21 protein-coding genes are annotated in these 24,767 nt (G+C 69.4%); 13 read left to right on the top strand and 8 right to left on the bottom strand.

Annotated features, from left to right (window positions below):
• Positions 1 to 97: 97 nt before the first annotated feature.
• Complete coding sequence (locus M2283_RS40555) at positions 98 to 358, top strand: extracellular solute-binding protein (RefSeq protein WP_280881559.1); 261 nt, start codon at positions 98 to 100, stop codon at positions 356 to 358.
• Between the two features lie 205 nt (positions 359 to 563).
• Here M2283_RS40555 and M2283_RS40550 read toward each other — a convergent pair whose 3' ends face one another.
• Positions 564 to 1,619 (bottom strand): medium chain dehydrogenase/reductase family protein, encoded by a 1,056-nt coding sequence (locus M2283_RS40550; protein WP_280881558.1) that lies wholly within the window; start codon positions 1,617 to 1,619, stop codon positions 564 to 566.
• 121 nt (positions 1,620 to 1,740) lie between these two features.
• Between M2283_RS40550 and M2283_RS40545 the strand changes: the two genes are divergently transcribed.
• Complete coding sequence (locus M2283_RS40545) at positions 1,741 to 2,400, top strand: TetR/AcrR family transcriptional regulator (RefSeq protein WP_280881557.1); 660 nt, start codon at positions 1,741 to 1,743, stop codon at positions 2,398 to 2,400.
• 250 nt (positions 2,401 to 2,650) lie between these two features.
• Here the strand turns inward: M2283_RS40545 and M2283_RS40540 are convergent, their stop codons facing one another.
• From M2283_RS40540 to M2283_RS40510, 7 genes are all read right to left on the bottom strand, one after another.
• On the bottom strand, positions 2,651 to 3,103 hold the full coding sequence (locus M2283_RS40540; RefSeq protein ID WP_280881556.1) for a MarR family winged helix-turn-helix transcriptional regulator: 453 nt from the start codon (positions 3,101 to 3,103) through the stop codon (positions 2,651 to 2,653).
• 159 nt (positions 3,104 to 3,262) lie between these two features.
• Complete coding sequence (locus M2283_RS40535; protein ID WP_280881555.1) at positions 3,263 to 5,422, bottom strand: ThuA domain-containing protein; 2,160 nt, start codon at positions 5,420 to 5,422, stop codon at positions 3,263 to 3,265.
• A 2-nt stretch (positions 5,423 to 5,424) separates the two neighbouring features.
• On the bottom strand, positions 5,425 to 8,262 hold the full coding sequence (locus M2283_RS40530; protein WP_280881554.1) for a carbohydrate-binding protein: 2,838 nt from the start codon (positions 8,260 to 8,262) through the stop codon (positions 5,425 to 5,427).
• Between the two features lie 360 nt (positions 8,263 to 8,622).
• A complete protein-coding gene (locus M2283_RS40525) occupies positions 8,623 to 10,083 on the bottom strand; it encodes a glycoside hydrolase family 76 protein (RefSeq protein ID WP_280881553.1) in 1,461 nt (486 codons plus the stop codon).
• Between the two features lie 41 nt (positions 10,084 to 10,124).
• The gene (locus M2283_RS40520; protein ID WP_280881552.1) at positions 10,125 to 11,738 is read right to left on the bottom strand and encodes a glycoside hydrolase family 27 protein; all 1,614 of its coding nucleotides are present in this window, start codon (positions 11,736 to 11,738) and stop codon (positions 10,125 to 10,127) included.
• Positions 11,739 to 11,865: 127 nt separating this feature from the next.
• Positions 11,866 to 12,897: a LacI family DNA-binding transcriptional regulator gene (locus tag M2283_RS40515; RefSeq protein WP_280881551.1), complete on the bottom strand. Its 1,032-nt coding sequence runs from the start codon at positions 12,895 to 12,897 to the stop codon at positions 11,866 to 11,868.
• A gap of 161 nt (positions 12,898 to 13,058) precedes the next feature.
• A complete protein-coding gene (locus M2283_RS40510) occupies positions 13,059 to 14,789 on the bottom strand; it encodes an IlvD/Edd family dehydratase (protein ID WP_280881550.1) in 1,731 nt (576 codons plus the stop codon).
• Positions 14,790 to 14,839: 50 nt separating this feature from the next.
• Here M2283_RS40510 and M2283_RS40505 point away from each other — a divergent pair, with 50 nt between their 5' ends.
• The 11 genes from M2283_RS40505 to M2283_RS40455 all read left to right on the top strand — a co-directional run bounded on the left by M2283_RS40505 (position 14,840) and on the right by M2283_RS40455 (position 24,695).
• Complete coding sequence (locus M2283_RS40505; protein ID WP_280881549.1) at positions 14,840 to 15,664, top strand: IclR family transcriptional regulator; 825 nt, start codon at positions 14,840 to 14,842, stop codon at positions 15,662 to 15,664.
• Between the two features lie 32 nt (positions 15,665 to 15,696).
• Positions 15,697 to 16,557, top strand: coding sequence for a fumarylacetoacetate hydrolase family protein (locus M2283_RS40500; RefSeq protein ID WP_280881583.1), 861 nt, complete (start codon positions 15,697 to 15,699; stop codon positions 16,555 to 16,557).
• Positions 16,558 to 16,568: 11 nt separating this feature from the next.
• Positions 16,569 to 17,585 (top strand): zinc-dependent alcohol dehydrogenase, encoded by a 1,017-nt coding sequence (locus M2283_RS40495; protein ID WP_280881582.1) that lies wholly within the window; start codon positions 16,569 to 16,571, stop codon positions 17,583 to 17,585.
• 80 nt (positions 17,586 to 17,665) lie between these two features.
• Positions 17,666 to 18,649 carry an aldo/keto reductase gene (locus M2283_RS40490; protein ID WP_280881548.1) on the top strand — a complete coding sequence of 328 codons (984 nt, stop codon included), beginning with the start codon at positions 17,666 to 17,668 and terminating at the stop codon, positions 18,647 to 18,649.
• A gap of 196 nt (positions 18,650 to 18,845) precedes the next feature.
• Entirely contained in the window at positions 18,846 to 19,973 is a 1,128-nt protein-coding gene (locus M2283_RS40485; RefSeq protein WP_280881547.1) for a PP2C family protein-serine/threonine phosphatase, read from the top strand.
• 159 nt (positions 19,974 to 20,132) lie between these two features.
• Entirely contained in the window at positions 20,133 to 21,089 is a 957-nt protein-coding gene (locus M2283_RS40480) for an LLM class F420-dependent oxidoreductase (RefSeq protein WP_280881546.1), read from the top strand.
• 72 nt (positions 21,090 to 21,161) lie between these two features.
• Positions 21,162 to 21,698, top strand: a complete 537-nt coding sequence (locus M2283_RS40475; RefSeq protein ID WP_280881545.1) for an isochorismatase family cysteine hydrolase — start codon at positions 21,162 to 21,164, stop codon at positions 21,696 to 21,698.
• 92 nt (positions 21,699 to 21,790) lie between these two features.
• Positions 21,791 to 22,159: a VOC family protein gene (locus M2283_RS40470; protein ID WP_280881544.1), complete on the top strand. Its 369-nt coding sequence runs from the start codon at positions 21,791 to 21,793 to the stop codon at positions 22,157 to 22,159.
• A 122-nt stretch (positions 22,160 to 22,281) separates the two neighbouring features.
• On the top strand, positions 22,282 to 22,755 hold the full coding sequence (locus M2283_RS40465) for a hemerythrin domain-containing protein (protein WP_280881543.1): 474 nt from the start codon (positions 22,282 to 22,284) through the stop codon (positions 22,753 to 22,755).
• Positions 22,756 to 22,910: 155 nt separating this feature from the next.
• A complete protein-coding gene (locus tag M2283_RS40460) occupies positions 22,911 to 23,552 on the top strand; it encodes a hypothetical protein (protein WP_280881542.1) in 642 nt (213 codons plus the stop codon).
• A 66-nt stretch (positions 23,553 to 23,618) separates the two neighbouring features.
• Positions 23,619 to 24,695 carry an AI-2E family transporter gene (locus M2283_RS40455; protein WP_432423194.1) on the top strand — a complete coding sequence of 359 codons (1,077 nt, stop codon included), beginning with the start codon at positions 23,619 to 23,621 and terminating at the stop codon, positions 24,693 to 24,695.
• Positions 24,696 to 24,767: the final 72 nt, after the last annotated feature.

Genomic DNA, 24,767 nt, shown 5'->3' with positions numbered 1-24,767 from the left:
TAGTCGTATCCCTCACCACCGTGTCGGCCGCCCTGGCCATTGCCTCCTGCGGGACGTCCGGGCCGTCCACGACGTCGTCGTCGAAGGGCCTGACGATGTGGGCGCTGAAAACGACCAGACGATCCTCAAGGAGTCGGTCGACGCCTACAACAAGGAGCACCCGGACGGGAAGATCACGCTGTGGCTGTTCGCCAACGACGACTACAAGCAGAAGCTGCGCGTGGCGTTCGGCGCGAACCAGGAGGCGGACATCTTCTTCAGCCGGGCGGCGGCGCCCTGGACGACTACGTCAAGGCCGGCAAGGTCGACGCCCTGTCCGCGTCCCAGGTCGGGACGGACCGGTTCACGCCCAGCGTGATGCGGAGCGCCACCTGCCCTGAGCTGTCACCCGATTCCTGCCCCACCGCACTCGCCGACGCCGATGCGCTGCGGGCACAACGCCCGGGGCTCGCCCGCAAGCCCCTCCCGTGGCAGCGCTCCTGATCATCCAGCGCCTCCACCGGAGCTGGCAAGACATCGGACACGCGCCCGTGCGCGAGAGGAGCACCTCGGACGATGCGGCCCTACGGGGTCAGTACGACCTTGCCGGCGACGGTCCCCGACTCGGCGAGCCGCATGGCCTCGGCGGTGCGGGCGAGCGGGAGTTGGGCGGCGATCCGGGCGGTGACCTCGCCGCGGCTCAGGGCCGCGAAGACCTGGGTGAGGTCGGCGCGCAGCCGGGTGCGGAACGCGTTCTTGGCCAGGGCCCGGCCGGCCCAGACGTTGTAGAAGTAGGCGCGGCGGCCGTTGGGCAGGGTGTTCCACAGCCACACGCGGCCGAGCAGCTTGAGCACGGGCAACTGCTTGGAACCCTCGTCGTCCCTGGTGGCGGCGCTGCCGTAGGAGACGAGCGTGCCTCCGGGGGCGAGCAGGCGCCAGGAGTCGACGATGCCGTGGCCGCCGATGTGGTCGAAAACGGCGTCCACCCCGCCGGGTGCGAGTGCGCGGATGTGCGCGGCGACGTCACCGGCGCGGTAGTCGACGGGGATCACTCCCTGCTCGCGCAGGGCGTCGTGGTGGCGTACGGACGCGGTGCCGATGACCTTCACCCCGGCGGCGCGGGCGAGTTGGACCAGGACGGAGCCGACGCCTCCGTTGGCGCCGAGCACCACGACGGTCTGCCCCGCACGCACGCGTGCCTTGCGGTGGAGCATCTGCCAGGCGGTGATGCCGTTGACGACCATCGTCTCGGCCTCCGCCGCGCCGACCCCGGCGGGGACCTCGACGGTGTCCGCCGCGTCGACGACCACGTGGCTGGCCCAGCCGCCGACCTTGAGGAGCGCGGCCACCCGGGTGCCGATCAGTTCGGGGCCGACGCCCTCGCCGGCCACCACCACCGTGCCGACCAGGTCGTAGCCCGGGACGAAGGGGAACGCGGGCTGGTCGTAGTACCGGCCGCGGCGCATCTGCTGCTCGGCGAAGGAGACGCCGGTCGCCTGCATGCGGATGACGACCTGGCCGGGTCCCGCGGTCGGGACGGCTCCACCGGAGCGGACCTCCAGCCCCTCCGGCTCGACCTTGCCCGGCAGGACGACCTCGACGAGTCCTTCGAGTCCTTCGGTGTTCATGGTGACCTCCATGTCGCTAGCTCCTGTCGCTTGAGTTAGAAGCTATAACTTTCGCTAGGGAGAGTCAATAGCCAACGTGATAACCTCTAACTAAACGCGCGCGGTGCCCTCAGGGGCACGGATGGAGGCGGCTGTGGCGAGCACGAAGACCGAGACCCCGCGCGAGCGCTATCGCGCCCAGATCCGGGCGGAGGTCAAGGACCACGCATGGGAGCAGATCGCGACGGCGGGAGCCTCCGGCCTCTCGCTCAACGCGATCGCCAAGCGGATGGGGATGAGCGGCCCGGCGCTCTACCGGTACTTCGCCAACCGCGACGAGCTGATCACCGAGCTCATCAAGGACGGATACCGCAGCCTCGCCGACACCCTGCACACCGCCGCCGACTCCGGCGCCGACCTGACCGGCCTTGCCCACGCCATGCGCCGCTGGGCCCTGGCGGACCCGCACCGGTACTTCCTGCTCTACGGCACCCCCATCCCGGGCTACCACGCCCCGGACACCACCACCGCGATCAGCGCGGAGATCATGTCGGTTCTGCTCGACGCCTGCGTCGAGATCCCCGTACAGCCGTCCCCCGAGAGCGCCGGAAAGCGGTTCGCCGAGCACCTCCAGGACCACCGGCACTGGGCGCACGGCCATCCCGCGACGCCCGAGGCCCTGCACTGGGCGCTGACCATCTGGACCCGGCTGCACGGTCTGCTCTCGCTCGAACTCGCCGGCCATTTCAACGGCATGGGCTTCGATCCTGAGCGGCTGTTCGACAGCGAGCTGGAGATCCTGAACGCGCCGTAGCGACCGCGGCCCCGGCGGACCTCTCTCAGCCCGAGCCTCTGCCGCGCCCATGCGCGGGCCCGACTGCGTGTGGGCGACGCCTCGATCCTGCCCGGGGTGTCGTCGACCGCGACCAACGCGATCACCGTCATGACCGTGCAGATCGTGGTGCAGCGTGCCATTGAGACGGGCGATCCACACCAGCGCGAAGACCACGGCCAAGCGGAGCGGTACCCCGGATGCGGAAGGCCCGGGGTGCAGACGTGGGGGCTCAGTCGAGCTTCTCGACCAGTGCCTCGAACTGCCTCACCATGGCCGGCAGCGAGCGACCGTCGAGATGGTCCATGACCCGCTTGCGGGCGCTCGCCAGGTGGATCGGATACGCCGCCTGAAGTCGCTTCAGCCCCTCCGGGGTGATCGTCGCGACGTTCCCCCGGGCGTCCCCCTCGTAGCGCCGCTTCACGACCTGGCCGCGGCTTTGCAGCGCGTCCACGACGCGGGTGATCCGGCTCGCCGACAGCGCGGTCGCCGAGGCGAGATCCGTCATGCGCAGTTCCTGATTCTCGGCCTCGGACAGGCTCATCAACACGACGTACTCGGTGAGTGTCAGCCCTGTCGCCCGCAGGAGATCGTCGTCCAGGGAGCGCGGCAGCGCGACGATGACGCGCATCAGCGCACGCCAGAAGCGCTCTTCCTGGGGGGTCAGAGGATCTTCGGCGGTCATCCTCGGAGGTTAGCGTGCTCAAGCAAAGAGCCTCAAGCCTGGCTCCGAGCCAACGCGCAGGGCGTCAGCCCTGCTTGAGTCCCCGACTCCCCCGAGGTCACGGCCTCGCAGCCGCGGGGCGATGCAGTGCAACGGCCCGCGGCTGCGGTGCGTGAATGGTCAGTTGCGCGCGTTCAGGAACCGGTCCGCCCAGTAGGCGGTGCGGTCCAGGTAGGACGTCTCGGCCGCCGGTCCGGTCAGTCCGTAGGCTCCGTCGTACGTCTGGTAGTTGTGGCCGGCGGGCGGGGTGGCGTCGGCCGGTTCGATCGAACTGCCTTCGTGCCATTCGTTGAAGGACGTCACCGACACCCATGTCGGCGGGCCGCCGGTCTCAGGTGCGAGGGCGTTGCCCCACTGCCGGTCGTAGGCCGCACCGTCGGCGCGGTCCACGGTGGGGGTCGTGTTGCCGGGTACCGCTCGGTCGTCGATGTAGCCGGGTGCGACCGACGGGGACCAGATGAGGTTGTTGGCGCGGGCGTAGTCCCCGGCCTGCTTCCAGCCAGGGGCGGTGGCACCGGCGATGCCGTCGTAGGTGTACAGCCCGGAGAAGTGCTGGATCTTGCTGGTGTCGGTGGTCTGGGCGAGCACGATGCTGTTGCCGGTGACCTGGTCGAGGGCCGTCCAGTCGGTGACGTCGAGACTGCTGAAGACGTAGAAGGCGCCCTTGTCACCGTGGTCGGCGGAGCGGTAGAAGGCGGGATGGTCGCCATACGTGGTGTTGATGTACCGGATGTCGTCGGCGGTCGAGGCGCCGGTGCGGCCGGCGTACGGCTCCAGATGCCAGGCCACCTTGATGCCCTCCTTCTGCGCGGCGTCGAGGACGCCCCGGGCGATCCGGTCCTCGTTACTGCCCTGTCCCCACCAGCTGTAGACGAGGACGCCGGCGCCGGAACGGGCGATCCACTTCATGTGCTGTGCCACGGCGCCGGTGTAGTCGGCGGAGTCGTACGGGCCGAGCGCCGGGTACAGGTCGGCGCCGATGTCGTCGGGCGGGGTGTGGCCTCCTTGTTGCCAGTGCCGCCAGTCTCCGTTCACCACCGGGCTGCCGTACCAGGGGTAGTAGAAGAGGTGCACGTTCTGGTTGAGCGCCTTGGTGGCCGGGGTGGTGCCCAGCGTGAAGGTGTCGATGTCGAACAACGAGCCGCTGCCGCCGGTGAATCTCAGGAAGAGAGGACCTGACGCGGAGGACGTCAGCGCCGTCGACACCGTGGTGAAGGTGTCCCAACTCCCGGTCACCGGTACCCGCACCGACCCGAGCAGCGTGCCGGTGGCCGAGCCGGAACGCACCTCGACGGTGCCACCCGCTCCCGCCGACGACACCTTGGCGGTGAAGGTCGACGCCCCGGCGGTGGAAACACTCGCGTAGCCGGCCCAGTCGCCGTTCTCGACGTAGCCGAGGGTCTGCCCGCCGCTCGCTCCCGCGTGGGTGGCGGCCTGGACACCGGAACCGGAGGTGAACGCCTCTCCCTCGACGGAATGGGGACCCGACGGCGCCGAGCAGTTCGCCGGAGCCGCTCCCGCCGTGTACCGCACCGCGCCGAGCAGCAGACTCCTGAAGGCGGCGTCGTTGTAGGACTCGATGGTGTGGCCGAGTCCCGTGTAGAAGGAGCGGCCCTTGCCCTGCGGGTGGCACCAGGTGATGGGGTGGTCGGCGCCCATCTCGCCGCCGCTGTAGGTGCTTTCGTCGAGGGTCTGGAGGACGTGTACGGCGGAGCGTGGATTGGTGCGGTAGTTGTACAACTCGTCGGTGCGCGTCCAGGTCGGGGCCAGATGCGCGGTGGCCGGGTGGGTGCGGTCCTCGTTCTTCACCGTGGCCTGCTGGATGGCCGGATGGCTCTTGAAGTAGGCGCCCACCAGCTGGTTGTAGTACGGCCAGTCGTACTCGGTGTCGGCCGCCGCGTGCACACCCAGGTACCCGCCGCCGTTGTCGACGTAGGACTGCAGGGCGTTCTGCTGGGTGTCGTCGAGGACGTCGCCGGTGGTGCTGAGGAAGACGACCGCCTCGTACGAGGCCAGGTTCGCGGGGGTGAAGGCGCCCGCGTCCTCGGTCGCCGTGACGGAGAAGTCGTTCTGCGTGCCGAGTGTGCGCAGGGCCTCGGTGCCGGCGGGGATGGCGTCGTGCCGGAATCCGGCGGTCTTCGAGAAGACCAGGATGTCGAAGGCCGCGTCCGCCTTGGCGGGGCCCGCGTGTGCCGTCACCGCCGGCAGGGACAGGGTGCAGGCCGTGGCCAGGGCGAGAGCCGCGAGCCGCCGGGCGGTGCGCCAGGTGCGTCTGTTCATGGTCAACTCCCCTTTCGTGCCGAAGCGGTCAGGGTGAAGGTGTCGATGTCGAAGAGCGATCCGCTGCCGCCGGTGAAGGACAGGAAGAGCGGGCCCGATCCGCCGGAGCTGAGCGAGGTGCTGACGGTGGTGAAGGTCTCCCAGTCGCCGGTCACCGGAACGGCGACCGAGCCGAGCAGGGCTCCGGTCGCCGAGCCGGAGCGGATCTGTACGGTGCCGCCGGCCCCGGCCGAGGAGACCTTGGCGGAGAAGCCCGAGGCTCCGGCGGTGCTGACGCTCGCGTAGCCCGCCCAGTCGCCGTTGTCGATGTAGCCGAGGGTCTGTCCGCCGCTCGCTGCCGCGTGAGCCGCGGCCTGGACGCCGGATCCGGAGGTGAACGCCTCCGCCTCCCGCGCGATGTCGGTGGCGGCGGTACCGAACGTGAACGCGTCCAGGTCGAAGAGGTTGCCCTGGCCGGTCGGTCCGCGGAAGACCAGGAAGAGTTCGGTGCTGCCGGCGGGGACGTCGGACAGCGCCGTGGAAACGTCGGTGAAGGTCTCCCAACTCCCGGTCACCGGCACCGTGGTGGTGCCCAGCAGGGTGCCGGTGGCGGATCCCGCGCGGATCTCTATGGTGCCTCCGGCGCCGGCCGAGGAGACCCGGGCGGTGAACCGGTTCGTGCCGGTGAGGGCGTACGGCTTGAAGGAGATCCAGTCGCCGTTGTCGGTGAACCCGACGGTTCTGCCTCCCTCGGCGGAACCGTGCGTGGCGGCTTCGATGCCGGACTGGGCGGTGAAGTGCTCCGCCTGCCGGTGGCGGGGTTGCAGTGTGCGCACCGAGTGCCCGGTGAGGCCGCCGTTGTCGGTGTACTCGGCGTCGAAGACCCCGTAGAGGTTGGCGGCGCTGTCGTGCTCGCCGTCCTGGGGCACGTTGATCGTGCCGGAGCAGCCGTTCGCGGACGTGATGGAGTGGGTGTGGCTGTCGTGGCCCAGGAGGTAGGTGACCTTGACCTTGGCGCAGTCGATGCTGCCGTCCTCGGGGTCGGTGGCCTGTACGCGGAAGGGCACGCTGTCACCGAAGGAGAACAGCTGGCCGTCGGCCGGGGTCTGCAGCGTGACGGTCGGCGCGGTGTTGCCGCCGGTGATGACAAGACTGGCCGTGCCGGCGAGACCCTGTGGGTCCTTCACCGTGAGAGTGGGACGGAAGGTCCCGCTGGTGGTGTAGGTGTGACTCGGATTCGCCTGTGCGGAGGTGGCTCCGTCGCCGAAGTCCCACGAGTAGGTCAGGGCCCCGCCCTCGGGGTCGCTGCTGCCCTGGGAGGAGAACTGCACCGTCAGCGGCAGGGCTCCGGAGGTCTTGTCCGCGGCCGCCTTGGCCACCGGATTGCGGTTGCTGCCCCCGACGTACTCGATCCGGTACAGGGCCTGGTTGTTACTGCCGGTGCCGTAGTCCAGGACGTACAGCGCGCCGTCGGGCCCGAAGTCCGTGTCGATCACCTGGGTGCCGTTCCAGGGGAAGTCCTCGATGGTCCCGTAGGAGCCGTCGCTCCTGACCTCGATCGACTTGATCCACTGCCGTCCGTACTCGGCGGCGAGGAAGCGCCCGTCCAGGGACTGGGGGAACTTGACGGAGGAGTTGAGGTTCGGGTCGAACCGGTAGACCTCACCGCCCATCGGGGACTCCGAGCCGCCGCCGAACTCGGGCGGTGATCCGTCCCCGCCGTACCTGATCCAACTCGCTTTGGCAGGTGGCAGTTTCGTCTGTCCCGTGTTGCGGGCGGAGTTGTTCGTCGGACCGCCCGCGCAGTCGTACTTGGCGCCGGAGGGTCCGCTGGGGAAGGTGTACTCGTTGTAGGTCTCGGCGGTGGTGTTGGTGCCCGTGCAGTAGGGCCAGTCGTAGTTTCCCGGCGCGGTGATGCGGTCGAACTCGACCTGGCCGCCGGGACCGCGGTCGGGGTCGGTGCCGCCCGCGTCGGGACCGTAGTCGCCGAGGTAGACGATTCCGGTGGCCCGGTCCACGGACATGCGGAACGGGTTGCGGAAGCCCATGGCGTAGATCTCGGGCCGGGTGCCCGCGGTGCCGGGTGCGAAGAGGTTGTCGGCCGGGACGGTGTAGCCGCCGGCGGCGGTGGGCTTGATCCGGAGTACCTTGCCGCGCAGGTCGTTGGTGTTGCCGGAGCTGCGCTGGGCGTCGAACTGCGGGTTGCGGTCCGCGCGTTCGTCGATGGGCGTGTACCCGGCGGAGTCGAACGGGTTGGTGTCGTCGCCGGTGGTCAGGTAGAGGTTGCCGGCCGCGTCGAAGTCGATGTCTCCGCCGACGTGGCAGCACTGGCCCCGGTCGTTGGCGACCTCGAGCACGACCTTCTCGCTCGCCAGGTCCAGGGTGCCGTCGCTCCTCATGACGAAGCGCGAGAGGTTCAGGTGGCCTTTCCACGGCTCGAAGTCCGCGGCGCTTCCGGTGGCCGGGGCGTCTCCGGCCGGGGTGTTGAGCTTCGGCGAGTAGTACGCGTAGACGTACCGGTTGGTCGTGAAGGCGGGGTCGACGGCGATGCCCTGGAGGCCCTCTTCGTCATGGGTGTAGACGTCGAGATTGGCGGCCACCTTGGTGTTGCCGACCGCGTCGGTGAGGCGGACCGTGCCGTCCCGCGCGGTGTGCAGGGTCGAACGGTCGGGCAGGACGGCCAGGGACATGGGCTCTCCCAGTTCGGCTGCACCACTGGCGAGTTGTACCTGCTGATAGTCGCCGGGCGGGATGTCCTGGGGCGCCGCGACCGCACCCGAGGGCGACACCGCGGCGACTGCTGGGAGGATCAGTGCGAGGGCTGTGAGCCATCTGAGCCCCGAGCGGGGGCGCTGGGACATGACAGAGCTTCCTTCCTGACGGTGGGTCGTCAGGCAAGGCGCGCGCCGGCCGCGCTTGCCGCGTGCATCAGCGGTGCTCTTCTGCAAAGTAATTGCGTGATCTGGTCGTCAGATTTCTTACTTCTGCAGGTGACTTGCATGCTGGCGATCCGTCAGGGGTTTGTCAACTCCCTGGACAAACTTGCCGGTTCAGAGCGGCAGGTCGAGATCGGTCCGGCACCTCGAGACGAGCGGCTCGGCCACCGCTTGCAGCTCCTCCGCCGGCCCGTGGACCAGGGCAGGATCGAGCCCGCCCAGGACGCGTCGGCGGGAGTCGCCAGCCGTCAGGCTGCCGACTCCCGCCTCTGGAGTGCGAGTTGGTCAGTTCGCCGCGTTCATCAGATCGAGTGCGCTCTGCTGTCGGGCGGCGTCCGTGGAGTCGAACGGACCGGCCCAGTGCAGTCCGTACGCGTCGAGGGCGTTGCGGTCGTTGGCGTAGGCGGAGTTTGCCTGGCGCGCCAGGTACGACGTGTAAGGGCGGTCGGACAGCTGGGAGTTGAAGGCGCTCAGACCGCGGACGTAGGCGCCCTTGAAGGTGGGTCCGTCGGCCCCGCAGCCGCTCGTCTCGCACGGCTCGCGCAGGATGCCGCCGGAGTTCAGCGCGGTGGAGGTGGTCGAGGCGTCACCGATCTGCCGGCCGGTGGTCAGCAGGGCCGAGTCGCCCGTCGCGCGGTACAACTCGGCCAGTCCGCCGAGGAGTACGCCCTGGTTGTACGACCATGCCGTGGACCCGTTGTTGCGGCAGGTCGACAGGTCGATGCCGTCGTTGACCAGATGCGAACCGTTGATCATGCCGGTGCCCTTGAACCACGCCCAGTCGGCGTTGGCCCGGCCGAGATAGACCGTGTCACCGCCGATGCGGTTGTGCAGGGCCGCGTTCAGCTCCAGGTAGAGGGAGTTGGCGATGGCGTTCTTGTACGTCCGCGCCGTGCTCCACCACACTCCGCCGCCGCATGTCGAGTCCCAGTACTGCGCCATGTAATCGGCGTCGGCCCGTGCGGTGTTGAGGTAGCGACTGTCACCGGTCAGGTCGTACGCGGCGACCCAGGCCAGCCCCCACCAGCCGGTGTCGTCGATGTAGTCGTTGCGGAACTGGCCGCCCTGGGCGCCCAGTTGGCGGTCGTAGGTGTTCGCGATGGCGTACTTGTAGCTGGGCATGCCGGTGACCCGGATGTTGTTGATGATCGCGGTCAGGGCGTTGGCGGAGTTCCACCAGCCGGTGGTGTCGAACAGGCCGGTGGAGTTGTTGTACGACTGCATCAGCGCGGTGGCCGCCGCGGTGGGGCGGCTGTACGCGTTCCAGGTGGTGCGGGCCCACGCGGTGCAGGCGATCTCGGGCCGGTCCCCCGCCTTGCCGCAGGCCCGCAGCGCGCCGACGCCGTTGTTGTTCCAGTCGTCGACGTTGTACATCAGGGTGCGCCAACCTCGTTGTCCCGCAGGGACGGTGGTGTCGCCGAGCTTGCTGCCCGAGCTCCAGGTGCGACCGCCGTCGAAGGAGCGGTCGAGCCATGTCTCGTCCCCGGGGCCGCCGTTGGAGATGGAGGCCCAGCCCATCGCGTCGGTGTCGTCGAAGTGCAGGGCGAGGGTGCGGGAGTAGATGGTCGCGGTGACCGGCTGGCGGTCCCCCGGGGACTGGGCCGGGTCGCGTGCGTCGCAGTACTTGTTGCAGATCGTCGCCTCGGGGGCGGCGCTCGCGACGCCGTTGGTGACCGGGACGATGAGGGCCAGGGCGGCGATCAGGCCGGTCCCGATCCTACGGATACGTCTTACCGTCGAGTTCATGGCAGCTCCATGCTCCATGGGCGTGGGGGGATTGGGGGCCATCAGCCCAGGCGCCACTGCTGGTTGGCGCCGGCGTTGCAGGTCCACAGCTCGATCTGGGTGCCGTTGACGTTCCCGGCGGGCTTGTCGCCTCCGGTGACGTCGAGGCAGAGCCCGGACTGGGTACCTGTGATGGTGCCGTTGGGGTTGAGGCTCCACTTCTGGTTGGCGCCGCCGTTGCAGGTGTAGAGCTGCACCTTGGTGCCGGGGGCGGTCTGGTTGTTGTACGCGTCCAGGCACTGGGTGCCGCCGAAGAGGCGCAGTTCACCGGCCGCGGTGGGGGTGACGGCCTGGTTGGAGCCGCCGCCGCAGTCCCAGATCTCGATCTTGGTGCCGGGTGCGGTCTGGCCGTCGTAGACGTCGAGGCAGCGGTTGGAGGAGGCGCCGATCAGCGGGTGCGTCGTCCCGACGCTGGTGCCGCTGCCGACGGACACCCGGTACATGACCGAGCCGTGCCCCGGGACGCCGGCCGCGATGCTGCCGGTCGTGCTGCTGATCTGGTGGGTCCAGAGGTTGTTCAGCCGGTACGACGAGGCGGCCGGGAGGCCCGCCGCGGAGGCCGAGGTGGTGATCGTGGCCGCGCTCGAGTTCTCGTTGAACAGGACCACCGACACATCGCCGCCCGCGAGAGGCTTGGTCAGGACGTGCAGGCCGCCCGACGAGGAGATCTCGGTGCCCTGCTTGCCCAGGGAGTCCTGGTCGACGGCGATGACGTCCTTGTTGCCGTAGAGCGAGAGGGTGGCCGCCGAGGCGCTGCGCATGTCGTTCCCGGCGATCAGCGGCGCGGCCATCCCGGCCCACAGGCTGAAGTGGGAGCGGTCCTCGGTGAACGACATGCCGTTGCCGACCTCCAGCATGTCCGGGTCGTTCCAGGCACCGGGCTTGGCGTACGCGGCGAGCTTGACGTTGGCCTTGTAGATCGACACCACCGTGGAGAAGTTGACGTTGATGTCGTCGGTGGTGCGCCAGCTGTTGCCGACCCCCGCACCCCAGGTCCACACGCTCGCCAGGCCCCAGTTGCAGAGGCTGTAGACGATCGGGCGCCCGGTGTTGGCGAGGGCGTCGCGCATGGCGGTGTAGCGCTGCTGGTCGGGCACGTTCTGGTGATTGCAGTTGTCGTACTTCAGGTAGTCGACACCCCAGGAGGCGAAGCTGTTGGCGTCCGTCTGCTCGTGGCCGAGGCTGCCGGGGTAGCCGGCGCAGGTCGCGGTGCCGGCGCTCTCGTAGATGCCGAGCTTGAGGCCCTTGCCGTGCACGTAGGCGGCGGTGCCGCTGATGCCGTCGGGGAACTTGACCGGATCGGGGACGAGTTGACCGGCGGAGTTCCGCGCCGAGGTCATCCAGCAGTCGTCGATGTTGACGTACTGGTACCCCGCGTCCTTGAGCCCCGAGGAGACGAGATAGTCGGCGGTCTGCTTGACCAGTTGCTCCGTGACGTTGCAGCCGAAGGCGTTCCAGTCGTTCCAGCCCATCGGGGGCGTCCGGGCCAGACCGTTCTCAAGCGAGTGGGCTTCCGGGGCCGCCTTCATCAGGAGCAGGGGCGGGGCGAGCACGAGGAACAGCACCATGGCGAGCGCCGCTCTGAGGGATCTCAGCCGGATCAGGGGGACGGTCATGTCTGTGTCTCCTGCTTCGCTGTGGGGCGGACAGGCCCATGCGTCCGGAGCTATGGAAACGTATCCATGATGAAGGTCGCAGCTCTCTGACGGAAGGTCAATGGTCTGTACCAGGCAGGCTGTTGAGCTAGCGCGGAGCCGTCTCTCCCGTGCCGCGGGCTATCAACTGCGAGGGCAGCACGATCCGTTGGAAGGGCGCGGTCCCGCCGTCGATCCGGTCGAGCAGCAAGTGTGCGGCGCGGCGGCCGAGTTCCTCGGTGTCCGAGGTGACCACCGTGACCGGAGTCGGGAGCATGTCGGCCAGTTTGAAGTCGTCGAACCCCACCACGGCGACCTGGGCGCCCAGTTGGCGGCTCGCGCGCAGCACGCCCTCGGTGAGGAAGCTCGTGGTCGAGAAGATCGCCGTCGGCGGGTTCGGCGAGGTGAGCAGGGCGTGGGTGGCGGCGGAGGCCTCCTCCGTGGTGCCGCGCGGGAGGGCGACCACCAGGGCCTCGTCGACATCGATGCCGCTGTGCCGCAGGGCTTTGCGGTATCCGCGCAGTCTGCGGCCGGTGGTGTAGTACGAGGGGGCGACGAGGATCGCGATCCTGCGGTGGCCGTGGTCGACGAGGTGCTGTGTCGCGGTGCGTCCGCCGCCCTCGTTGTCGACGAGGACGACATCGGCCTCGGCTCCGGTGGCGGGCCGGTCCACGAAGACGACGGGCACCTGGTCGTGACCGTTGACCTCCCGCAGAAAGGCGTGGTCACCCTGGTCGGGCACGATGATGAGCCCGGCCACGCGTCGCCCGATCAGCTCGCCCACGGCCCGGCGTTCGACCTCCGGGTCCTCGTCGGCGGTGCTGAGCAGCACGGCGTAACCGGCGTCGGCCATCACCTCGACCGCCGCCTTCGCGAGGGAGGCGTAGAACGGATTGGTCAGGTCGCCCAGCAGCAGGCCGATGGTCAGCGAGTTCTGCCCGGGCCGCAGGGAACGCGCGATCTCGTTGCGCTGGTACCCGATCTCGCTGATCGCCGCGTGCACCCGGTCGGCCGTCTCCTCGCGCACCGCCCCGATGCCGTTGACGACGCGGGACACGGTGACCAGCGCGACTCCGGCCCGCTCGGCGACATCACGCATCGTCGGCCTGGTGGACCGGCCCTGCGGGCGACGACTGCTCACGTGGGGCCAGAACCACCTTTCGGCACGGGTCGCGACCCCCTGAACCGGGGGTGCGCGGGCAGGACTTGGTGAACGCGGTCAGCATACGGTCCCGGCCTCGTCGCACGCCCCACATCTGCGCTCACCTGAACTGCGCTGTCGTACCCGCGAGTTGTCGCCGGTCAGTGGGACTCCCGGCTCACCTCGGAACCGCTGGACCCGACGAGGAAGTCGAGGTCGGCTCCGGTGTCTGCCTGGAGCACGTGGTCGACGTAGAGGCGTTCCCAGCCGCGTCGTGGGGTGGCGAAGCCGTCGACGGTGTTCTTGTCGGGGGTTCTGCGGGCGAGTTCGTCGTCCGTTACGTCGATGTCGATGCGGCGGGCCTGTACGTCGAGGGTGATGACGTCCCCGGTGCGCACGAGGGCGAGCGGGCCGCCGGCCGCGGCCTCCGGGGCGACGTGCAGGACGACGGTGCCGTAGGCCGTGCCGCTCATGCGGCCGTCGCAGACGCGGACCATGTCGCGGACGCCCTGTTCGAGGAGCTTCTTCGGCAGCGGCATGTTCGACACCTCCGGCATGCCGGGATAGCCCTTGGGGCCACAACCACGCAGCACGAGAACGGAGTCGGCGTCGACGTCGAGGTCCGGGTCGTCGATACGGGCGTGGAAGTCCTCGATGCTGTCGAACACGACGGCCCTGCCGCGGTGTTGGAGGAGGTCCGGGGAGGCCGCCGCGGGCTTGATGAGTGCCCCGTCGGGTGCGAGGTTGCCGCGCAGGACGGCGATGCCGCCCTCGGCGACGAGCGGCTCGGCCCGGGTGCGGATGACCTGGGCGTCCCAGATCGGGGCGTCGTCGAGGTGGTCGACGAGCGGCTTGCCGGTGACGGTCAGGGCATCGGGGTCGAGCAGGTCGCGTACTTCGCGCAGGACGGCGAGGAGGCCGCCGGCGCGGTGGAGGTCCTCCATGAGGAAGCGGCCGGCCGGCTGGAGGTCCACGAGGACCGGCACGCGGGAGCCGATGCGGTCGAAGTCGTCGAGCGTCAGGTCGACACCGAGACGGCCGGCGATCGCCAGCAGGTGGACGACCGCGTTGGTCGACCCGCCGACGGCGGCCAGCGCCACGATCGCGTTGTGGAAGGACGCCTTGGTCAGGAAGGTGCCCGGGCGCCGGTCCGCGGCCACCATGTCCACCACCAGCCGACCGGTGCCGTGCGCGGCCTCCAGCAGGCGGCTGTCGGGGGCGGGGGTGCCGGCGACGCCGGGCACGACCGTGCCCAGGGCCTCGGCCACCACCGCCATGGTCGAGGCGGTGCCCATCGTGTTGCAGTGCCCGCGGCTGCGGATCATCGACGACTCGGAGCGGGTGAACTGCTCCTGGGAGAGCGTGCCGGCCCGGACCTCCTCCGACAGCCGCCACACGTCGGTGCCGCAGCCCAACGGAGTGCCGCGGAAGGTCCCGTTGAGCATGGGCCCGCCGGGCACGACCACAGCGGGCAGGTCCACCGACGCGGCGGCCATCAGCAGCGACGGGATCGTCTTGTCGCAGCCGCCCAACAGGACGACGCCGTCGATGGGGTTGGCCCGCAGCATCTCCTCGGTGGCCATCGCCGCCATGTTCCGCCAGAGCATGGCGGTGGGCCGTACCTGGGTCTCGCCGAGCGACACCACGGGCAGGTCCAGCGGGATGCCGCCCGCCTCGTACACGCCGTTGCGCACCGAGGCGGCCACCTCGTTCAGATGGGCGTTGCAAGGGGTCAGGTCCGAGGCGGTGTTGGCGATGGCGATCTGCGGACGGCCGGTGAAGGCGTCTTTCGGTACGCCGCGTCGCATCCAGGCCCGGTGGATGTACGCGTTGCGGTCCTGTCCCGCGTACCACTGCGCGCTGCGGAGCGTCGTCACACTGCGGCTCTTCATCGAGCGGCTCCTTCCAATAATCGACACGATGGTCTAATTTTTGGAACGCCATGGAGCATACGCAGACGCTCGACGGATCGACAGCTCCTGACGAGGACGGCTCAACGGGCGTCGACAGCGGTCGACTTGTGGGTTCGGACCGGGTCCTCGCCGTCCTCAAGGAACTCGCCCGGTATCCCGGCGGGGTGGGCCTCGAAGAGCTGACCCGGACGGTCGGCAGCCCCAAGCCGACCGTGCACCGGGCGCTGAGTGCCCTGCGTCGGGCGGGACTCGCCGACCAGGACGGCCGCGGCCACTATCTGCTCGGCGACGAGTTCCTCCGGATGGCCTTCGCCCATCACGAGGCCCGTCCCGAGCACGTCCGCGTCCGTCCGCTGCTCGAAGAACTGGCCGCGCGGTTCGGCGAGACCGCGCACTACGCGGTCCTGGACGGCCGTGAGGTCGTCTACCGCGCCAAGATCGACCCGCCCGACGGTGCCGTCCGGCTGACCTCGACGGTGGGCGGCCGCAACCCCGCGCACGCCACCGCCGTCGGAAAGCTGCTGCTCGCCCACCAGTTGGCCACGGTCGAGGAGGTCGCGGCGTGGATCGGCGACACTCCCCTGGAACGACGTACCCCACAAACCCTGTGCGCGGCGGATGAGTTGCACCGTGCGCTGCGGGCCGTCCGTGCCCAGGGCCACGCACTCGACGACCAGGAGAACGAGACCGGGGTCAACTGCCTTGCTCTGCCCGTGTACGCGACCTCACCGACGACACCCTCCGGTGCCGTGAGCATCAGCGCACTTGCCTATCGAACGCCCCTGCCCACGCTGGTCGAAGCACTCGACGAGATCCGTGCCGTGCTCGGATCCCTCGGTGAGCCGCACCCATGACGACCCGCCGACCCACTCTGGAGACTGACCTCTTGTACCTCATGCGCATCGGCGCTCCTGGCGCCGAGAAGCCCGTCGCCCGTATCGACGACGAGACGTACGTCGATCTCTCCGACACCGTCACCGACTTCGACGAGGCGTTCTTCGGCTCGGGCGGCCTCGACGGCATACGCCCCGTCGTGGCTGAACGGGCGACCGCGGGCCGCGTGTCCCGTTTCGCCGGGGAACGCGTCGGCGCCCCGATCGCGCGCCCGCATCAGATCCTGTGCATCGGGCTCAACTACCGTGATCACGCGGCCGAGAGCGGGATGCCCGTACCCGACGAGCCGATCCTGTTCACCAAGTCGCCGAACACTCTCGTCGGTCCCTACGACGACGTCCGCATCCCGCGCGGCTCGACCAAGCCGGACTGGGAGGTGGAGCTGGGCATCGTGATCGGCGGGCGCACCAGCTATCTGGACTCGGTGGCGGAGGCGCGCGAGGCCATCGCCGGGTATGTGGTCGTCAACGATGTCAGTGAGCGTGCCTTCCAGTTGGAGCGCGGTGGGCAGTGGTCCAAGGGCAAGTCCGCCGAGACGTTCAACCCGGCCGGGCCCTGGCTCGTGACCGCCGACGAGATCGACGACGTCCTCGGGCTGGACATGTGGCTGGAGGTCAACGGTGAGCGGCGGCAGACGGGCAACACCAAGACGATGGTCTTCGACCCGTACTTCCTCGTGCACCACCTCAGCCAGTTCCTGGTCCTGGAGCCCGGCGACCTGATCAACACCGGTACTCCGCCGGGCGTGGGCATGGGGTTCAACCCGCCGGTGTGGCTGCGGCCCGACGACGTGATGGAGCTGGGTATCGAGGGGCTCGGCGCGCAGCGCCAGCGCGTCGTCGGGCCGCGGTGAGCGGCCACCCGATGCGGGCGTTCGTGCTGACGGCCCCCGGGGAGTACGCGGTTGAGGAGGTCCCGGCGCCGGTGGCGGCGCCCGGCGAGGCCGTCGTCGACGTCGAGCGGGTCGGCGTGTGCGGTACGGACGTCGAGTTCTTCACCGGCGCGATGGCCTACCTGCACCAAGGGCACTGCGCCTATCCGTTGCGGCTGGGTCACGAGTGGGCCGGCCGGGTCGCGGCGGTCGGCGCCGGGGTCGACCCGGTGTGGGCGGGCCGGCGGGTCATGGGAGACACCATGCTCGGGTGCGGTGCGTGCCGTCGCTGCCGACGGGGCCACCAGCACGTGTGCGAGAAGCGGCAGGAGGTCGGCATACGCGGGGCACGGGACGGCGCCCTGGCGGAGCAACTCACCGTTCCCGTCTCCTCGTTGCACGTCCTGCCGGACTCCGTCGACGCCGAACTGGGCGCGCTGGTCGAGCCGGGCGGCAACGCCCTGCGCGCGGCACGGGCCGCCGCACCACGCCCCGGTGACCGGACGCTGGTCCTGGGCCCGGGAACCATAGGGCTGTTGGTCGCGATGTTCCTCCGGGCCGCCGGTGCGGAGGTGCACCTGATGGGCCACACCGAGGACTCCATGGCCTTCACCCGCGCTCTGGGCTTTGAGCAGGTCTGGACTGAGCACTCGGTCCCGGACCTGCCGTTCGACGCGGTCGTCGACGCCTCGAACGCCGTCCAACTACCCGCCTTGGCCCTGGAGTTGGTCGAGCCGGCCGGCCGTGTCGTGTACGTCGGACTGGCCGGTGAGCCCAGCAGGATCGACACCCGCACACTCGCCCTCAAGGACGTGACCGCGACGGGCGTCCTGTCCGGCTCCCCCGGCCTCGACGACACCATCCGCGCCTACGCCGACGGATCCGTCGACCCGCGGCCCCTCGTCGCCGCGACCGTCGGCCTGGAACAGGTCGGGCCCGTCCTCGCCGGCGAGCGGCCGGTCGGCGCCGGACCGGGGCCGAAGGTCCACGTCGATCCGCGACTGAACTGACGTAGGAAATCCCCTTGGAGGGGTGGTGCGGGCCACGGCAGGATGAGCGCGTCACCAGGCAGTCGAGGGGAACGGTGTGCATGAGGCGAAACCGGCTCGGGCAGAGCAAGGTGCAGGTCACGGAGCTGGGCTTCGGTGGCGGACCACTCGGGGGGCTCTTCGCACCGCTGGACGACCAGACGGCCGCGGGCGCCCTCGACGCGGCCTGGGACAGCGGGATCCGCTACTTCGACACCTCTCCGCACTACGGCATCGGGCACTCCGAGCGCCGCACCGGTGACCTGTTGCGCGGCAAGCCGCGTGCCGAGGTGACGCTGTCGACGAAGGTCGGCCGGCTGCTGATCCCGCAGGCCCCGGCGGGCCGGATGGACGAGAGTTTCGCGGTGCCCGCCACCCACCGTCGCGTCTGGGACTTCACGCGGGACGGTGTGCTGCGCAGCGTGGAGGACTCGCTCCGGCGGATGGGCGTCGACCGTATCGACGTGCTGTTCCTGCACGACGCGGAGAAGCACTTCGAGGACGCGTTGCGCGACGGCTTGCCGGCGCTCACCGAGCTGCGTGCGCAGGGGGTGGTGGGCGCGATCGGGGCGGGGATGTACCACCCCGGCCAGTTGACCCGGCTCATCGAGGAGTCGGACGTCGACGTGGTCATGCTCTCCGGCCGCTACACGCTGCTGGACCAGAGCGCCCTCGACGAACTCCTGCCCACCTGCACGGCACGCGAGGTCTCGGTCATCGCGGCGTCGGTCTTCAACTCCGGGCTGCTCGCCACGGCCCGGCCTCCCGAGGGTGCCACCTTCGACTACGCGCCCGCCGCGCCGCGCATGCTGGAGCGGGCGCATCGCATCGCCGACGTCTGCGAGACACACGGCGTGACGCTTCCGGAGCTGGCGATGGCCTTTCCGCTCCGGCACCCGGCCGTCGCGGGCATCGCGGTCGGCATGCGCAGCGCCGACGAAGTACGCCGCAATGTGGCGGCGTTCGGGGCGGAGATCCCGGGTCAGGTCTGGGACGACCTGCGCGGCGAGGGCTTGTTGGACGAGCGGGCGCCGGTGCGGGCCTGACGATCAGCTGTCGGTCACCGGTGCACGTCCCCGACGCTCGCCCGAACGATGATCTGCGGGCCGAAGCCTGCGCCGGTCTGCCGGGTCGACGCCCCGCCGGACGGGCGACACGAACATGCCGGGCCGCCCCGTGACCCGTACACCATCCGCGGCCTGTAGAACGTAGGGAGAGATCACCACCTGCCCGGGAGCAGCCATGACCGGATTCCGCCGAAGCCGAAAGAGATCCGCCGGCACCCTCGACGCCACCGAAGCCCCGGACAACGTCGAGATGCTCGTCGCCGTGGTGACGGTGACGCTGCTGGTGGAGTTCCTCGGTGTGGTGTCCGGATCCCCGGTCTGGCATCTCGGTCTGCTGATCTTCCTGCCGGGGACGGCGTCGGCGCTGTGCACCGTCGCGCAGACGAAGTTCGTGGCCGCGTGGACCACGCTCGTCATCACCCTCACCACAGTGGTGCGGCACGAGGAAGGGGGCCGGTGGCTGGACGGGATCCTGCTGGTGCTGTTCACCATCGCGCTGGGAGCGACCTCCATCTACGCCTGTCACCGGCGCATCAAGCGCGAGCACGAGATGCTCCGCCTGCGTTCCACCGCCGCGGCGATGCAGCGGCACATCCTGCACCCCCTCCCCCTCGTCACCGACGAGGTCCTGGTCAACGGCGTCTACGAACCCGTACAGGAGGACCGGCTCGTCGGCGGTGACATCTATGACGTGGTCGCCTCGCCGTGGGGCACGCGGGTGCTGATCGGGGACGTGCAGGGCAAGGGACTGGCCGCCGTGGGCGCCGCGTTCGCCGTGATCGGGGCCTTCCGTGAGGCGGCCTACCGCGAGCCGACACTCACCGCGCTCGTCGACGCCCTGGACGCGGCGGTCGTCCGCCACAACACGTACGCCGAACAGACCGGCGACGACGAACGGTTCGTGACCGCGCTCATCATCGGCGTCGACGCGGAGACCGAGGCGCAGGTCGTCAACTGCGGCCACGTTCCTCCCTGGTTGGTGCACGACGGCATCGTCACCACACCGCCGACGGACCCCGGCGTCCCGCTCGGTCTCGCGGAGCTGTCCGCCGAACCGACCACCGTGCACTGGTTCGACTTCCCGGCCGGCTCGACCCTGCTGCTGACCACCGACGGCCTCACCGAGACCCGCGCCGAGGACGGCACGTTCTACCCGGCCGACGAGCGAGTCACGAGCCGCCTCGCCCTCTCCCCCACCGAACTGCCCCAGGCCCTCTACGAAGACGCCCGCGCGTTCACCGGCGACGCGGCGCAGCACGACGACTTCGCGGTACTCAGCGTGCGGCGGGCTCCGCGTCAGTGAACGACCGGTGTGGCCATGTCGCCCGACGAGGACTGAGGGTCTCGAATCCCCCGTCCCACTCCCTCGCCGAGCTCTCGCGCCCGGCGTAGGACTGACGTTTCCCGGCGCGCTCCAACGCCACCCGGAGGGCGGACGACCCACACCCGTGAGGAGAGCGCCATGACGGAGTTCGGCTACTTCCTGTCCTGTGAGGAACACGGTCCCGCCGAGTTGGTGGAGCAGGCCAGGATGGCGGAACAGGCCGGATTCACGTCTTTGTGGATCTCGGACCACTACCACCCCTGGAACGACGACCAGGGACAGAGCCCCTTCGTCTGGTCGGTGATCGGCGCGCTCTCGCAAGCCGTCTCGCTGCCCGTGCAGACCGCAGTGACCTGCCCCCTCATCCGTATGCACCCGGCCGTCGTCGCCCAGGCGGCGGCCACCGGCGCCGTACAGCTGGACGGCCACTTCCGGCTCGGCATCGGCAGCGGCGAGGCGCTCAACGAGCACATCCTCGGTGACGCCTGGCCCGAGGCCGATGTGCGCCTGGAGATGCTGGAGGAAGCGGTGCATGTGATGCGGGAGCTGTTCACCGGGGAGCAGATCAGCCACCGGGGCAAGCACTACACGGTGGAGAACGCCCGCCTGTACACGGTGCCCGACGAGCCGGTGCCCATCGATGTCTCCGCGTTCGGCCCGCACGCCGCCGAGGTCGCCGGCCGCATCGGAGACGGATTCATCACCATGGCGCCGGACGCCCCCGCCATCGAACGGTTCCGACGCAGCGGCGGCGGAACCAAGCCCGTCTCCGCGGGACTCAAGGTCTGCTGGGCAATCGACAGGGACGAAGCCGTCCGTACGGCGCACCGGCTCTGGGCCAATGAACAGCTCCCCGGCGAACTCGCCCAACTCCTGCCCACCCCACGCCACTTCGAGCAGGCCTCGCAGCTCGTCGGCCCCGATCGCGTCGAGGCCGCACTCACCTGCGGCGATGATCCGGACGCCCACGTGGAGGCGGTCAAGGAATACGTCGACGCCGGGTTCGACACCGTCTACATCAACCAGATCGGGCCGGACCAACAGGGCTTCTTCGACTTCTACCGCACCAAGGTGCTGCCCCGACTCGCAGACTGACGTCCGCGACGGCAACCGGCACCGCCTCTGCACAGGACGCGGGGAAGCCGCCGCCGGTGCAGGGTGGAAGGCATGGCAAAGAGCGCACTCATCGTCATTGACATGATCAACACGTACGACCATGACGACGCCGTCCTCTTGATCCCGTCGGTGAAGGCGTCCCTGCCCGCCGTGACACGGCTGCTGCACCGAGCGCGCCGGCTCGACGTGCCGGTCATCTACGTCAATGACAACTTCGGGCAGTGGCGGTCCCATCACGGCGAACTCGTGGAGACCGCCCTGAAGGGGCCGCACGCCGACCTCGTACGGCCCGTCGCACCCGACGACGCGTCGCTCTTCGTCGTCAAGGCGCGGCACTCCGCCTTCTACGAGACCCCGCTCGGCTATCTGTTGACCGAGCAGGGGGTAGAACACGTCGTACTGTGCGGGCAGGTCACCGAGCAGTGTGTGCTGTACTCGGCCCTCGACGCGCATATCCGGCATCTGCGAGTGACGGTGGCCCGCGACGCGGTGGCCCATATCCACCCGGACCTGGCCGAGGCCGCCCTGCGGATGATGGAACGCAACATGGGAGCGCGCATCTCGACCGCGGACGACGTCCGGTTCTGAACAGCGACGCGTCCGCAGGACCGCGGGACGACCGGCCTCTCGGCGGCGAAACCGGGCAGCAGCAGTGCATGAAGTCCCCACCGCGCTTCACGTTGGCCGCGATCACTCTTGACGCACCGAACGCCCATGAGTTGGCGCGCTTCTACCAAAGCCTGCTCGGGTGGCCGATACAGAAGGAAGAACCGGGCTGGGTCGAGATCGCGCCGCCCGACGGCAGTGCCGGCCTGTCGTTCCAGACAGAACCGCTCTTCACCCCTCCGCAGTGGCCTTCTAGCCTGTCCGAGCAACAGATGATGATGCATCTGGACATCAAGGTGGACGATCTGTCATCGGCCGTCGGTCATGCCCTTGCCCTGGGAGCGACCCTGGCCGACTTCCAGCCTCAGGCCGAGGTACGCATCCTGTGCGACCCGGCGGGCCACCCGTTCTGCCTGTTCGTCCGCTCCGGACCGAGCGACTGACGCGGAGCGCGGGCTCCAAGGCCGCCGCTGGAACCCGGCAAAGGTGCCTTTCAGGTGGGTCGGACGCGATGCCGGGGGTAGCCGGAACGTGAGAGGCGACCGGACTACACGAAGGCGGGCCCATGGACGCGATTGTGTTGCTCAAGGACGACCACCAGACCGTCGAGAAGCTGTTCAAGGAGTTCGAGCGGGCCGGTGACCGCGCCTACAAGACCAAGCGGAAGATCGCCGACAAGGTGATCGAGGAGCTGACGGTCCACGCCTGGATCGAGGAGAGGATCTTCTACCCCGCCGCACGCGCCGCCGTGCCGGACACCACCGATCACGTGCTGGAGAGCGTCGAGGAGCACCACGTCGTGCTGTGGATGCTGTCCGAGCTGGCCGGCCTGGACCCCCAGGACGAACGCTTCGACGCCAAGATGACCGTTCTCATCGAGAACGTACGGCACCACGTCGAGGAGGAGGAGAAGGAGTGGTTCCCCCAGGTCCGCTCCGCTCTTGGCCGCAACCGGCTGGGCGAACTGGGCGAGCAGCTCAGCGCCGCCAAGCCCGACGCTCCCCACGACCCCCTCCGGGTGCCCAGCGCGCACGCATGACATGACCGCAGTGGCCCCGGGTCTCTGCGGGCCGATGCGTCGATTCTCATGGCCAAGGTGAGCCCAGGCGAGGACGAGTCATGCCGCGAGCCCGTGAAGAAGCCCGTTTCAGACATCCGCGGCACGAGCGCCGAGGAGAGGCTCGGCTGCCAGGTGTGGCAGCGACACTCGTCGCCATCGCGCTGTACCTTCTCCTGCCCCAGCGGCTCCTGATCGCGCCCCGCTATGTACTGCCCGCCCTGGAGTGTGTGCTGCTGGTACCTCTCATAGCGATCAACCCACGCCGGCTGACTCGGCAGACGCGGGCGTTCCGTGTCCTGTCGCTGACGCTCGTGGCCGTGATCGGGGCGAGCAACCTCGTCGCGCTGGGCACCCTGATCCATGAGTTGGTGTCCGCCGAAGTGAAGGACGGCCGGGCGCTGTTGGTGGCCTCGTTGCAGATCTGGCTCACCAACGTCATCGTCTTCGGTCTGGCCTATTGGGAGCTGGACCGCGGCGGCCCGGTCAGCCGGACCCAAGTGCCCCGTGAGGCCCTGCCGTTGGCGGACTTCCGATTCTCGCAGGACGAGAACGACGACGCCGTCCAGGAAGTGTCCGACGGCTCCAGCAAGACATCCGACTGGGTGCCCACGCTGATGGACTACCTCTACGTGTCGGTGACCAACTCCACGGCCTTCAGCCCCACGGACACCATGCCGCTCTCCTCACGCGCCAAGTTCCTGATGAGCGTGGAGAGCGTCGCCGCTCTCCTGACCTCGCTCCTCGTGATCGCCCGCGCGGTCAGCATTCTGCACTGACGGCGCCGCAGCCCCAGGTCCCGCGGTCGGCGGCCGTGCCAATAAGGTGCCACCGTGACTGCCACCCTGAGTTCCACGAAGGCACGTGCCGCGCTTCGCACATCGGCGCGTCTTTCCGCGGAGTTGCTGCTGATATTCGCGATGCTCGCGGTCGCTCTGTGGCTTCTGGGCCGGATGTGGTCGGTGGTGTGGCCGCTCGTCGTCGGCCTGCTGCTGACCACGCTGACCTGGCCCGTGGCTCGTTTCCTGCGTCGTCGCGGGTGGCCGCCCGCCCTCGCCGCGTCGGCCGTGACCGTGCTCTTCCTCCTGGTCGCGGTCGGCGTCGTGGCACTGATCGCCGTACCGGTGGCGTCCCAGTCCGGTGAGCTGACCGACGGCGTGGTCGACGGCATCCAGAAACTGCGTGAGTGGGCCGCCGGGCCGCCGTTGAACATCGGCGACGACCAGATCACCAAGGCCATGGACAGCGCGGTCGCCCGCGCCCAGGACGGCCTCGGCAGCACGGTCTCCACGGTGATCACGGGCGTGAGCACCGTCGTCAACGGCCTGGTCACCGCCGTACTGGCGCTCTTTTTGATGTTCTTCTTCCTCAAGGACGGCCCGCGCTTCCTGCCGTGGCTCGCCCGTCAGCTGCCCGGCCGGCTCGCCACCGACATCCCCACCGTGGCCACGCGCGGCTGGACCACCCTGGGCTCCTTCGTACGTTCCCAGGCGGCCGTCGGCCTGCTCGACGCCGTGCTGATCGGCCTGGGCCTGTGGATCGTGGGGGTGCCGCTGGTTCTCCCGTTGGCGGTGCTCACCTTCGTCTCCGCCTTCGTGCCGATCATCGGCGCCCTGTTCGCGGGTTTCGTCGCGGTCCTCATCGCGTTGGTCTCCAACGGTCTGACGGACGCGCTGATCGTGCTGGCCATCATCGTCGTGGTGCAGCAACTCGAGGGGAACGTGTTCCAGCCCATGATCCAGAGTCGTGGGCTCGGCCTCCACGCGGCCGTGATCCTGCTGGCCGTGACACTGGGAGGCAGTCTGGCCGGCATCGTGGGCAGTCTGCTCGCCGTACCGATCGCGGCACTCATCGCGGTGGTGTGGAACTACGTGCGCGAGGAGCTCAGCGAGCCGTCACCGGAGCCGACGGCCGAGAGCTGAGCCGCCGGTGAGCCCGGCCGAGCGGCGACGTGGTCACGCGGATCATCGGGAAAGCCGTCTGCGAGGATGTGC

Source organism: Streptomyces pseudovenezuelae, from assembly GCF_029892565.1.
GTDB lineage: Bacteria > Actinomycetota > Actinomycetes > Streptomycetales > Streptomycetaceae > Streptomyces > Streptomyces pseudovenezuelae_A.
This window is presented reverse-complemented; position numbering and strand designations above follow the sequence as displayed.

Excerpts from the sequence above, each read along its gene's own strand:
- M2283_RS40550 (WP_280881558.1), bottom strand. The coding sequence starts at position 1,619 with ATGGAGGTCACCATGAACACCGAAGGACTCGAAGGACTCGTCGAGGTC.
- M2283_RS40540 (WP_280881556.1), bottom strand. The coding sequence starts at position 3,103 with ATGACCGCCGAAGATCCTCTGACCCCCCAGGAAGAGCGCTTCTGGCGT.
- M2283_RS40535 (WP_280881555.1), bottom strand. The coding sequence starts at position 5,422 with ATGAACAGACGCACCTGGCGCACCGCCCGGCGGCTCGCGGCTCTCGCC.
- M2283_RS40530 (WP_280881554.1), bottom strand. The coding sequence starts at position 8,262 with ATGTCCCAGCGCCCCCGCTCGGGGCTCAGATGGCTCACAGCCCTCGCA.
- M2283_RS40525 (WP_280881553.1), bottom strand. The coding sequence starts at position 10,083 with ATGAACTCGACGGTAAGACGTATCCGTAGGATCGGGACCGGCCTGATC.
- M2283_RS40520 (WP_280881552.1), bottom strand. The coding sequence starts at position 11,738 with ATGACCGTCCCCCTGATCCGGCTGAGATCCCTCAGAGCGGCGCTCGCC.
- M2283_RS40510 (WP_280881550.1), bottom strand. The coding sequence starts at position 14,789 with ATGAAGAGCCGCAGTGTGACGACGCTCCGCAGCGCGCAGTGGTACGCG.
- M2283_RS40505 (WP_280881549.1), top strand. The coding sequence starts at position 14,840 with ATGGAGCATACGCAGACGCTCGACGGATCGACAGCTCCTGACGAGGAC.
- M2283_RS40495 (WP_280881582.1), top strand. The coding sequence starts at position 16,569 with ATGCGGGCGTTCGTGCTGACGGCCCCCGGGGAGTACGCGGTTGAGGAG.
- M2283_RS40490 (WP_280881548.1), top strand. The coding sequence starts at position 17,666 with ATGAGGCGAAACCGGCTCGGGCAGAGCAAGGTGCAGGTCACGGAGCTG.
- M2283_RS40485 (WP_280881547.1), top strand. The coding sequence starts at position 18,846 with ATGACCGGATTCCGCCGAAGCCGAAAGAGATCCGCCGGCACCCTCGAC.
- M2283_RS40480 (WP_280881546.1), top strand. The coding sequence starts at position 20,133 with ATGACGGAGTTCGGCTACTTCCTGTCCTGTGAGGAACACGGTCCCGCC.
- M2283_RS40475 (WP_280881545.1), top strand. The coding sequence starts at position 21,162 with ATGGCAAAGAGCGCACTCATCGTCATTGACATGATCAACACGTACGAC.
- M2283_RS40465 (WP_280881543.1), top strand. The coding sequence starts at position 22,282 with ATGGACGCGATTGTGTTGCTCAAGGACGACCACCAGACCGTCGAGAAG.